Genomic DNA, 11077 nt, shown 5'->3' with positions numbered 1-11077 from the left:
CAGAGGCTGTAACGATGGAAAGTTCGACAAAGCGTGAGCCGAGTTGCTGCCCTGGTCTATAGCTCACCAAGTAGCCTCCAGAGTCAAAATCACCCATGTCCTGCAGCGCAGCCAGTACCCCTTTGCGACTGGGATTCGGGCCTTGGCGACGAATGGACTCGGTGATCACACGTGCCGTGATGAAACCTTCCATCATGGAGAAACTTACTGGAACCTCAAGATGTTTGGTCTTGGCGACAGCATTGCTGAACTCTTTTGCGAGTCGCGTTGTAATTTTGTAGGGGCTTGGCGTCACTTGAGCGATGGCTACTCCCTGCATCTGCTCCTCCGCCAATCGTTTGGACAACTGCTCAATGTCGGCACCTGAGTGTGCAAAAAGTTGAGCGGCTCCTCCCACTCCGCGATACTGTTCGATAAACGCGGCGGATGCTGCGCCGCTGGACACCATGATGATTGCTTGTGGGGGGCGGCGAAGGAAAGCGCCTACTGCTTCCGCAACGCTGGCGGTTTTTGCAGGGTATGAGGCGCGAACGTCGACTGTAAGCTTTGCGGCCTTAGCGGCTCGGTCGGTTTCCGATACAACAACATCGAACTCAGGGCCCGCTTCGACCAGGAGGCCAAGGCGAGTGATCCCGATCATTCCTAGATGCTCCGTTATCTTGTTCAGTTCCTCGCGCAATCCGGCACGGACGCTGAACAGATTTGGAGAATCTGATCTGAGTTCAGAGCCCCGATATCCCACCAAAGCGATTCCCCATTTATCGAGGAGCCCGGAGGCAAGCAGTTGTCGGATGTTTTCGCTGCCGAAGTACCCGGCAAGCGCAATAGGCTGGTTTTCTGCCAAAGCTTGTTTGGTCAAGCCGACGGTGTCTTGGGGGCGCCCAGCATCATCCCTTTTTACAAGGGTTATGGTGTGCCCATTCACTCCACCGGAACTGTTGACTCGTTCAAATTCCAACTGCATCCCTGCTGCATATGCACTGCCCTGGGTTGCATGAAGTCCTGACATCGGTCCGACTTGAGCAACAACAAGCGTTGCTGCGCAGGCGGAGTTCGCTACGACGAAGATCGCGAAAAGCGCCGTGGCAATCATCGACCTTGACAAGCCTCCGATGCCTCCGGCGGGCCTTAGAAGATCAGCTAAAAATGTTCTTGAACAAAGGCTATTTGTTGATTCTTGAACCATCAGATTGCTCCTGCAATGCGTGCTGACAAATTGAGCTTTTCGCGATACTCTCCAGACGCTGGGCTGACCCAGCCGCAGTGAGCGACCCCCAAGGAGCCTTTGCACGAATCATCGCGCCGTGTGCATCTGCGGGCTCAGTGGGTCTGCGGCGTTACTAATCCTGGCGATAGCTACAGCTATCGCTGTGGTTTGCGCCTTGCAGTCCATCGCGATCCGCAGCGCACACTTTCCACTCGATTCGTGCAAAGCATGCTTGGAGTTATGATTTTTTCGATAGCCTTCTTGTTGGACTATCCCAACTCGGCGAGCATCTCTCGCGTCAGCCTTCCAAGGCTGGGCAGGATGTCGTTCTCCGCAGCAAAGTCACGACCATAGAGTGCAGACATGAGGCAAAGTCCACTCTCGTGTAGCGGGACCTTGACGCCTGCAATGTGCGCGATGCTGATGGTCGGTGCTAAACCGAACGGCATGTCCTCGGTCACGTACCGAGAGTCCAGTGAGGTGGGACCGAATGGTCCAGGCCGTTGCATACGGTGCTGCACCATCTCATGAAGAGTGCCCAACGGCACGTCGTTCGATAGGCGGAAATGTTCTTGAACGGTGCGCACGTTCAGTCCAAATGCGTGAGCGATTGCCAGGCGCTCCAGGTCGAGAGCCTCTATGAAGCGTGCTACGGCGGGGGTAATGTTCTCGTTCTGTCCCCACTTCTCACCCAGTTCCATCCGCGTCAGGTTGCACAGAGCGATGGCCAGGTGATTCTGCGGATTCAAATTGCTCAGAGAGATGGCCAGCAAACCAGTCTGCTGCTGAAACCGATCCCCGAACAGTGTGCGGCAGACCTCTATCCCACGAGCCGTGCTCTCCTTGGGGATAACTGCAACGTCAAGAAGTGCTCGGATCGCTCCCACGTAGACGGTGTCGAGTGACGTTTGTCGCCCGGTCGTGACAGTTGTCGCGAGCGTCGCTATCGGCACTGCAATGCCTCGTTCGCCGAGCAACTGATTCAAGTAGAGCGCAGCAAAAGACAGATGCGAGCTGAACACGATGACCTGATCGTCACGCACATGGGGTGCCGCGGATTCGATGATGAACCGATGGCCGTAGCCGGGCACTGCAATCACGACGGCCTCGGCCTCGGCCAGCGCATCCGCGCAACTCGTGGCAATGCGCGGGTGGTAGCTTCCAGACACGGCACCACTTGAATGCAAAGGTGCTCCGGTTGCAATCGCCGCAGTACGCCTCCCTGAAGGAGACCAGAGGATCACGTCGTGCCCGTTCTGGCACATCAAAGCGGCGTTTCCATAGGCAATGGCGCCGGCGCCCAGGATGGCGACTCTCATTTCCGTTCCTTTTTCTTGTATGGGCACATCGGTCGACCCGTCGCCGATGGCACGACCCGAAGCGCCCCTTGTCTGCGATTCACACCAGCAGTGCAGCTTCTTCATTGATCAGCAGACCTCCTGCTTGGCGGCAACACGGGGCCGCACGGAAGGCATTGCCGATCGGCAAGCGCGAGCCTTCATCTAGGCATGGCTGAAGTCGAGCGGCAGCGCAAGCTGTCGCCAGAAGTCAAAGCTCCGCGCCACCTGTTCTCGTCAGTCCGCCTTGATGTTGTTTTGCTTGATCACGGCACCCCATTTTTCGTTGTCCGACTTCACGAGTCGGTCAAAGGCTTCCATGGAGATCGGGTCAGCATCACACCCGATATTTGCGAGTTGCTTGATCACTTTTGGATCGCGCACCGCTGCGCTGAACTCCGCGTGAACTCTGGTTGCCAACTCGGCGGGAAGCTTCGCGGGAGCCATCAAGCCTACCCAGGTTGTGATCTCTGCGGCGGGCACGCCAGCTTCGGCCATAGTAGGCACTGTTGGCATCAAGGGGGATCGCTTGGGGCTGGTAATCGCAAGGGCGCGAAGTTTTCCAGACTGGACGTGCGGCTGCATCGAGGCGAAGTTCCCGATCATCATATGGATCTGTCCTCCGATGAGGTCCATTTCAGAGGCTGGGACGCTTTTGTAGGGTACGTGAGTGATGTTGACGCCCGTACTCGATCGAAAAAGCTCTGTCACCACATGAAGAGCGGACCCGTTTCCAGACGATCCATAGAAAACCTCGTTGGGCCGAGACTTTGCGTATGCAACAAGCTCGGCAACCGATTTGACCGGAAGGTTCGGATTCACAGCGAGCAAGTACGGGCTTGTGCACAGCTTCGCAATGTTGATGAAATCTTCTTTGGGCTTATATGGCACCCGCGGGAGCACATGGTTGGCCATCACATAAGTGGACATGCTTGCCTGCCCCAAGGTATACCCATCTGGTGGGGCCTTCGCCGTAGCATCGTTGGCAATCGTTCCAGTCGCGCCCGGCCGGTTGTCGATGATGACAGGTTGGCCCCAGCGCGCGGCAACTGCCGGTCCAACAATGCGTGCGACCGAGTCCACGGAGCCACCTGGCGCGCCTGGAATTACCCACCGCACTGGCTTTTCTGGATAGGCAGCATGCGCCGCATGCAGTGCGGCAGCGCAACTAAGAATCAGAAACACGCTCTTGGGCTTCACCGTCGAAACATTCATTCGCATAAAAACTCTCCTGGCTCCAATGACTAGGCGCTACAGCGGACGACGGGCTCATCGTCCTTCGGGTGCGCTCCCTGGTGTGCGCTCGATACCAGAGAGGCGTGCGTAAACGTCACTCATGTTAAGAAGGAATCGGTACTGTTTCCAGGGTGATAACCATGATCAATGTCGTTCTACAATACCCCGTGATTTCGAAGATAAGTGGTTGTTTTAATTGGGGTAAATGAATTTACAAAGTGAGTACAATAGCAAGTAAGAATGATCCCATGCTGAAATACTATGGATAAAAGAATTACCCTTCGGCATCTGGAAGCGTTTCGCGCCGTCATGGTGCGAAAGACCGTCACGGGGGCGGCCGAAATGCTCGATGTGACTCAGCCTGTTGTCACTCGCCTGGTTGCCGACTTGGAGGAGCGCATAGCCATCTCGCTCTTTTCTCGTGACAAAGGTCGCCTGGTTCCAACGCCGGAAGCCGCGCTACTTTTTGCCGACGTCAACCACTCGTTGATGGGCATTGAACGGATCGCGAATGCAGCATCAGGCATCAAGGCCCTCAAGCTGGGCCACCTGGAAATCGCTGCTGCCCCGAACATGTCCATGTCGTTCCTGCCGCATGCCATCGCAAGCTTCACGCTCGAGCACCCAGAGACGCTGGTCACGATGCACATGCATAGCTCTGAAACAGTCCTGGACATGGTGCAGAGCGGACGATGCAACCTGGGTTTCGCCATGATCCCCATGCGAACCACGCGACATGGCAACAGTGAAATCCTTGTCTCAGCCAAGATGGTGGCTGTGATCCCTGTCGGACATCGACTTGCCGCTCGCAAAGTTCTGCATCCAGAAGATTTCGAAGGTGAAAGCTTCATCGCGATGGCACCGCTGATGGAAGTGCGCACCAAGATCGACTCGCTGATGCTCTCTCACGGTGTCAGCCGCCGGATCAATGTCGAGACGCAAATATCTTCGGTCGTGATCAAGCTGGCTGAGGCTGGCGCCGGACTCTCCATCATTGATCCCCTCTCCGCGAGCGGGTACAGCGGCAGCCTTCTCAAATTCATCCCTTTTGAACCAGAGATCGTCGTAGATTACTCCATGGTGATATCCCCGAAGCATGCATCGACGCTGATCCTCAAGCCATTCATCGATCACGCACGCAGGGAGATTCGCAAGATGGTGCCCGCCAAACGCATCGTGCGTGGAGATGGCTTGGGAAGCAGCGTGAAGCGTTAGGGCAACGCAATCAAGCCGGCCAAATTCATGCTCCCCGCGCGTCCAGTCCTCGCGGTGTGCTGGTACCCGCCAGCTCACGATGTGACGAGCCAACACGTCGATGACGAAGGCCACATACCAGCCCTGCCAGCTGGAGATATACGTAGAGTGGCTGACCTCTTACCGGTTGAGCACTTGGACATGAAACCGCCTGTTGGCCAGGTCCGGCAGGCATGGTGTGTTGGCATCTTTGGTAGTGATGTGGAGCGGGTCCAGCGCCTGTGGGCTCGCGTAGCAGCACGGCATGGCGCTGATACGCTGAAGGACCAACCTCCAAAGCTTGCAGAGTGACTTGACCCCGAAGACATTGCGATGCGGGTCAATCAGAGCGCTCACGGCTGCAAAAGCCGGTCGAACTCCGCCTCGTCGTCAACGCATCTGCCAGCTCAATATCTCATGGGCTCGTCGCGGTTCCTTGAACCTTGCGCTTGAGCTCCTTCATCCTCTGTGCTTCGCTGCTGGTTTCGCCATGGCGTGGACCATGCCATCAACCTCGGCACGCTTGACCCAATCGGTAAGCCGCTACGGCGTGCGTTAGGAAATAGCAAAAAGACATTGGATCATGGTTTGATGCTATTTGTATGAGCAACAATTATAAAAAAATGCTTATAAATCAATTGCTTGCGATTGACATGCAAATTATTTTAAAAAAGCATTGATAGTGGTTATTCCTCTTTGGAAGCAAACCACTTGTTCGTAAGATTCACTCAGCTGATGCTTGGGTCGATGAGCATCGCAACACGCCGAATCAGTTTTTTTTGAAGTTCAAGACGATGAAAGTTTTTGCGAGCCAAACACGGAGCGCGCGATCAATGAGCAATGAGTTCGATGTGATCGTGGTGGGCGCCGGCATGGTCGGGTCTGCCCTCGGATACGGTCTTTCCCAAACGACACTTCGGGTGCTGCTGCTCGATGGTGAGGACACCGACCTTCGTGCAGCCAAGGCCAACTTCGGGCTCGTATGGGCGCACGGGAAAGGCTATGGCGACCCTGACTACCACCGATTGTCCATTGAGGCGTGCAAGCAATGGCCTGCATTTGCCCAGCGGCTGGAGGCCGACAGCGGCATCTCGCTCGCCTATCAGCAAGACGGCGGCTTGTTCTTTTGCCTGAGCGATGCGGAGCTCTCTGACCGGTCTGCAAGGATGAAAGCCTGGCATGAGCAGACTCCTGAGCTTCCGATCTCCACGCAGATTCTCGAGAGGACCGAACTCGAACGCCGGTTTCCTGGCTTGAGGCTGGGAAAAGATGTCGCGGGGGCCAGTTTCGGCGAGCACGATGGCCAGGTGAACCCACTGCGGCTTCTTGCTGCGCTGCAGGCGGCCTTCCAGCGAAAGGGCGGCACCCTCAAGAACCACGCCAAGGTGACCGGCATCTCGATGCTTCCTGGTGGGGGTTTCGAGGTAGCAACGGCCGGCTTCAAGGCTTACGCTCCGCGTGTCGTCCTGTCTGCTGGGTTGGGTGCCATCGAGTTGGGGCGAACCGTTGGTCTTGACGTGCCCTTGCGCCCCCAGCGGGGCCAAATTCTGGTCACGGAGCGCGTCGCTCCTCTTCTTCCGATTCCAGCCAGTGGGCTTCGTCAAACCAGCGAAGGCACCGTGATGATTGGCGTCACCACGGAAGAGGTGGGTTTCGATCTCTCGACGACATCCGAAGGTGCGGTGCGGATGACGAAGAAGGCGCTGCGCATCCTGCCCGACTTGGCAGGTGTCCGCCTTGTCCGCCAGTGGTCGTCATTGCGAGTGATGACGCCCGACGGCCACCCGGTCTATGCCAAATCTGTCAGCCATCCGGGCGTGGATGTCGCCACCTGCCATTCCGGGGTAACCCTCGCTTCCTTCCATGCGGGTACCTACGCCAAAGCTATCGCGGCCGGCGCGCTTCCTGCCAACCTCAGCGTATTCCACCATGACCGATTCAATGTTCAGAAAACTGCCTGATGCAGCACCGTCGCTGTTGACGGTCTACATAGATGGGCAGCCCGTGAAGGCGGAGGAGGGCGAGTCGGTGGCGGGCGTCCTGCTGCGCGAGAAGTCAGCGGCGAGCCGGACCACGCCAGTGCTGGAGAGCCCGCGCGCTCCGTTCTGCATGATGGGTGTCTGCTTTGACTGCCTGGCGGTTGTTGATGGGATGCCCTCAACGCAGTCATGCCTTGTGACGGTCAAAGAGGGGATGCGCGTCGAACGCCAGCTTGGCCGCCGGAGGGTAGGCGTATGACACGGCACGTATCCGTTGCAATCATCGGCGCTGGCCCCGCGGGCATGCATGCCGCCATTCGGCTGCGCTCGTATGGCCTGTCGGTTCTCGTCCTGGATGAACAGCCGGCGGTCGGTGGGCAGATTTGGCGCGCGGTCGAAACCGTGGCCCCGACGAGTACTGGAGACCTTTTAGGTGCAGAGTACCGGGCGGGCGCTGACTTGGCAGGCAGGTTTCACGCCAGTGGCGCGATGTACGAGCCGCAGACTCAGGTTTGGCAGATTGAACCCGGATGGCGCATCTTCACCAAGCGCGATGGCAACACCGAGTGCGTGCGTGCCGACCAGGTCATCCTGGCAACCGGAGCTCAGGAGCGGCCAGCTCCGTTCCCAGGCTGGACCTTGCCGGGTGTTCTGACGGTGGGTGCGGCCCAAATTCTGCTCAAGACTTCGCGTCAAATCCCTGCAAAGCCGGTGTGGGTGGCCGGCAGTGGTCCATTGCCGTTGCTGTACATCGCGCAATTGGTCCGCGCTGGGGGCAAGGTCGCCGGCTGGCTCGACACGTCGCCACGCGGCGAGTGGCGACGTGCGATGCCATGGGCTGGGGCCGCGCTGCTGGAGCGCGGTGAAATCGTCAAGGGTTTGCAGTGGATGCGAGAACTTCGCGATGCTGGCGTTCGGCGCATTCGTGGCGTCACCGCCTTGAGGGCCTTGGGCCAGGGGCAGCTGCAGACTCTGGAGTACACGACGGCCAATGGAAAGGTCCAACGCGTGCCAGCCGATGTCTTGCTGTCGCACGAGGGAATCATCCCCTCCATCCACATGACGCAAGCCCTGGGCTGTTCGCACACATGGAACCATCAGCAGTCCTGCCTCGTTCCAGTGCTGGATGAACATGGTCAGACGAGCAAGCAAGGCCTCTTCGTGGCTGGCGATGGCGCGGGCATCGGGGGCGCCAAAGCTGCGTGTGTGCGAGGGGATCTTGCAGCCGTTGGCGCAGCCAAACAGGCAGGGCACCTGTCGGCAGAGTCGGCTCTGGAACAAAGTGCCGCATTGCGCCAACAACTGCACAGCACCCTGCGCCTGCGACCCATGCTGGACGCGCTCTACCCGCCGCGCGCGGAGATCTTTGAACCTTCTGACGACACCATCGTTTGCCGTTGTGAGGAGCTCACTGCGGGCGACATCCGCAAGGCCGCTGCGTTGACGCCGCTTGGGCCCAACCAGATGAAGGCGTTCACACGTGCAGGCATGGGCCCGTGCCAGGGGCGGCAGTGCGGCTACACCGTGGCGCACATCGTGGCTGCCGAGCAGAAGAAGCATGTCTCGGAGGTGGGCTTCTACCGTATCCGACCACCACTCAAACCCCTGACCCTGGGTGAGTTGGCGTCCTTAAGTCTTGAAGAGGACGTGAAATGAAAAAATACCAGAAGCGGTGAACTGGTGCCGCGCGGTTTAAGCAGCGCCGACGTGACTTTGAAGTTGGGGGGCCAGCAGTCACGAAGGGATTCTGAGTCGAGATGCGGAGGCGAACGACAGGAATGTGATGAGGCTTGAATGATTGAGCTGCGACACTTTCGCTACTTTGTCGTCGTCGCCGAGGAACTGAACTTCCGACGGGCCAGCGAGCGCATCCACATTGACCAGAGTCCGTTGTCGAGGGCTATTCGGGATCTTGAGGATGAGCTGGGGGTCCGGTTGTTAGTTCGCCTACCGCGAGCGCTTCAGCTCACGCCGGCCGGGCACAAGCTGCTCAAAGAATGCCGCATGCTCCTGGTCCGGATGGAGCGCATTAAACGAACGGTACGCCAGACTCATGCCCTATACCAGGCTCCGCTCAGCATCGGCATTGCCGACGGCATCGCGCAACCCAAGCTGTCCGAGTGCCTCAACCGCTGGCGCTTGGTTGCACCCGAGGTGCCTCTCGAGATTGCGGAGATGCGGGCTCGCGAGCTGACCAGTGCGCTCAAAAGCGAGGAGGTCGATGTGGGATTTTCATTTGGTGTCCCGGACGACCACGCCATCGCGCAGACGCCCGCCTGGCATTACCGTGTCATGGCGTTGGTGCCGCGGGATCACGAGCTCGCCAGACACGCCGTGATGCCACTGTCCGACCTCCTCGCTTTTCCGCTGCTGTCCTGCAATGAGGAACGCCTGCCCGGTCTCCTTGCCCAGATGCAAACCATCGTGCGGAATTATGCCGAGCAGGTTACGCCTTCGGGTGCCGCCAGTACGCTGTCGGGCTACGTAACGCGCATCGCGGCCGGCGCTGGCGTGGGTCTGGCCGATGCCGGTCATACGTGGGCACTGCAGCGCGACGATGTGCTCGCGTTGCCGCTGGCCGAGGAGGAACGCATTACCACATTCGTGTTGTACAAGCACCAGCGCTTCGGTATCTCCGAACCATTGCAGCGCTTCCTCGCCCACGTCAGCGATTTGTCATGAAAGTTACCGTCCACGGCAACCATGAACGCTGCTTGGCCGAATCGGCCTTGGACATAGGACGTGCAGACAGGGATGCTCGTGTTGTGAAACGCTGGGGCAATTCGAGCCTTGGCTTTATGGAATCCAGCCAGCTAACTGCGCTTTCTCGCGACAAACCCGCCAGCCTTCGCTGAGCTACGCCCTCGTGGGTGTACTGCACGGCCCAGCGATTCCAGACTCGTGCCATGCGCGCCATGGGGCGCACATGCGCGTGGCGCGACTGAGCGCCGAAGGGGATGGACATGGCGGTTCGATCCGGAAATAGCGAAGGCGGGACTTCTAACGTCCAGACGGGCATCCTGCTGGGCCAGATCGCGGCCGTGCTCGGCGTCACCCTGGGCGGCGTGTGGAGTGCCACACAGTGGACGGCCCATATGCTGGGCTATCAGCCAGGCTTGGGGCCGGTCTGGGCCGACGTCGCAGGCCTGCAGGTCTACGAGCCCTGGAAGCTGTTCGAGTGGTGGTACTGGTACGAGGCCTACGCGCCGGACATCTTTCTGCGTGGCGGCGTCATCGCTGCGGGGAGCGGACTGCTCGCCACCGGCGTGGCAATCGGCATGGCGATATGGCGTTCGCGCCTGGCGCGCCGCGTGACCACCTATGGCTCCGCGCGCTGGGCCGAGAGCAAAGACATCAGGAGGGCCGGCCTGCTTGATTCTGCCGGCGTCTTCCTTGGCCGTCAGGACGAGCGCTATCTGCGGCACGCCGGCCCCGAGCATGTGATGGCCTTCGCGCCCACGCGCTCGGGCAAAGGTGTGGGTCTTGTGGTACCCACGTTGCTGTCCTGGCCAGGCTCCGCCGTCATCCACGACATCAAGGGCGAGAACTGGTCGCTCACGACCGGCTGGCGGGCCCGCTTCTCGCATTGTCTCCTGTTCAACCCGACCGATGCGCACTCGGCCGCCTACAACCCGCTGCTCGAAGTCCGGCGAGGAATGCACGAAGTCCGCGATGTACAGAACATCGCCGACATCCTGGTGGATCCCGAAGGCGCACTGGAGCGGCGTAACCACTGGGAGAAGACCAGCCACGCACTGTTGGTCGGCGCGATTCTCCATGTGCTCTACGCGGGCGAAGACAAAACCCTGCGGGGCGTAGCCAACTTTCTCTCGGATCCGGCATGTCCCTTCGAGCTGACGTTGCACCGCATGATGACCACGTTCCATGTGGGCGAAGGTCCCCATCCTGTGGTCGCCTCAGCCGCGCGCGAAGTCCTCAACAAGAGCGAGAACGAGCGTTCGGGCGTGCTGTCCACGGCCATGAGTTTCCTGGGGCTGTACCGTGATCCCACGGTGGCCGAAGTTACCTCACGGTGCGACTGGCGCATCGCTGATCTCATTTCTGCGGAGCATCCCGTTTCGCTG

Annotated in this window: 9 protein-coding genes and 1 pseudogene; 6 read left to right on the top strand and 4 right to left on the bottom strand. The window is 59.1% G+C overall.

Annotation, left to right across the window (positions count from 1 at the left end; all coding sequences use genetic code 11):
- The 3 genes from ACDELDRAFT_RS24195 to ACDELDRAFT_RS14295 form a co-directional block, all read right to left on the bottom strand.
- Positions 1-1186: ABC transporter substrate-binding protein (locus ACDELDRAFT_RS24195; RefSeq protein ID WP_005797987.1), on the bottom strand; the 1186-nt coding region annotated here is incomplete at its 3' end.
- Between the two features lie 290 nt (positions 1187-1476).
- Complete coding sequence (locus tag ACDELDRAFT_RS14300) at positions 1477-2631, bottom strand: NAD/NADP-dependent octopine/nopaline dehydrogenase family protein (protein WP_232504777.1); 1155 nt, start codon at positions 2629-2631, stop codon at positions 1477-1479.
- A 150-nt stretch (positions 2632-2781) separates the two neighbouring features.
- Entirely contained in the window at positions 2782-3765 is a 984-nt protein-coding gene (locus ACDELDRAFT_RS14295) for a Bug family tripartite tricarboxylate transporter substrate binding protein (protein WP_005797984.1), read from the bottom strand.
- 276 nt (positions 3766-4041) lie between these two features.
- Between ACDELDRAFT_RS14295 and ACDELDRAFT_RS14290 the strand changes: the two genes are divergently transcribed.
- Positions 4042-4995 carry a LysR substrate-binding domain-containing protein gene (locus ACDELDRAFT_RS14290; RefSeq protein ID WP_005797982.1) on the top strand — a complete coding sequence of 318 codons (954 nt, stop codon included), beginning with the start codon at positions 4042-4044 and terminating at the stop codon, positions 4993-4995.
- 63 nt (positions 4996-5058) lie between these two features.
- On the opposite strand, the pseudogene ACDELDRAFT_RS26220 reads toward ACDELDRAFT_RS14290, so the two are convergent.
- A pseudogene (locus ACDELDRAFT_RS26220) lies at positions 5059-5553 on the bottom strand (hypothetical protein); the annotation flags it as partial.
- A 293-nt stretch (positions 5554-5846) separates the two neighbouring features.
- Here ACDELDRAFT_RS26220 and ACDELDRAFT_RS14280 point away from each other — a divergent pair.
- From ACDELDRAFT_RS14280 to traG, 5 genes are all read left to right on the top strand, one after another.
- Positions 5847-6974, top strand: coding sequence for an NAD(P)/FAD-dependent oxidoreductase (locus ACDELDRAFT_RS14280; protein WP_005797980.1), 1128 nt, complete (start codon positions 5847-5849; stop codon positions 6972-6974).
- Complete coding sequence (locus ACDELDRAFT_RS14275) at positions 6943-7251, top strand: (2Fe-2S)-binding protein (RefSeq protein WP_005797978.1); 309 nt, start codon at positions 6943-6945, stop codon at positions 7249-7251. The genes ACDELDRAFT_RS14280 and ACDELDRAFT_RS14275 overlap by 32 nt, the downstream gene beginning before the upstream one ends.
- Positions 7248-8648, top strand: coding sequence for an NAD(P)/FAD-dependent oxidoreductase (locus ACDELDRAFT_RS14270; RefSeq protein ID WP_005797976.1), 1401 nt, complete (start codon positions 7248-7250; stop codon positions 8646-8648). The genes ACDELDRAFT_RS14275 and ACDELDRAFT_RS14270 overlap by 4 nt, the downstream gene beginning before the upstream one ends.
- A gap of 138 nt (positions 8649-8786) precedes the next feature.
- Positions 8787-9674 (top strand): LysR family transcriptional regulator, encoded by an 888-nt coding sequence (locus ACDELDRAFT_RS14265; protein WP_005797975.1) that lies wholly within the window; start codon positions 8787-8789, stop codon positions 9672-9674.
- 281 nt (positions 9675-9955) lie between these two features.
- Positions 9956-11077, top strand: a 1122-nt coding sequence (gene traG, locus ACDELDRAFT_RS14260) for an IncP-type conjugal transfer protein TraG (protein ID WP_005797973.1), incomplete at its 3' end; no start/stop codon positions are given.

Source organism: Acidovorax delafieldii 2AN, assembly GCF_000175235.1.
Lineage (GTDB): Bacteria > Pseudomonadota > Gammaproteobacteria > Burkholderiales > Burkholderiaceae_C > Acidovorax > Acidovorax delafieldii_B.
This window is presented reverse-complemented; position numbering and strand designations above follow the sequence as displayed.

Coding starts and splice junctions, on each gene's coding strand:
- ACDELDRAFT_RS14295 (WP_005797984.1), bottom strand. CDS start 3,765: ATGCGAATGAATGTTTCGACGGTGAAGCCCAAGAGCGTGTTTCTGATT.
- ACDELDRAFT_RS14275 (WP_005797978.1), top strand. CDS start 6,943: ATGACCGATTCAATGTTCAGAAAACTGCCTGATGCAGCACCGTCGCTG.
- ACDELDRAFT_RS14265 (WP_005797975.1), top strand. CDS start 8,787: ATGATTGAGCTGCGACACTTTCGCTACTTTGTCGTCGTCGCCGAGGAA.
- ACDELDRAFT_RS14270 (WP_005797976.1), top strand. CDS start 7,248: ATGACACGGCACGTATCCGTTGCAATCATCGGCGCTGGCCCCGCGGGC.
- ACDELDRAFT_RS14300 (WP_232504777.1), bottom strand. CDS start 2,631: ATGAAGAAGCTGCACTGCTGGTGTGAATCGCAGACAAGGGGCGCTTCG.
- ACDELDRAFT_RS14290 (WP_005797982.1), top strand. CDS start 4,042: ATGGATAAAAGAATTACCCTTCGGCATCTGGAAGCGTTTCGCGCCGTC.
- ACDELDRAFT_RS14280 (WP_005797980.1), top strand. CDS start 5,847: ATGAGCAATGAGTTCGATGTGATCGTGGTGGGCGCCGGCATGGTCGGG.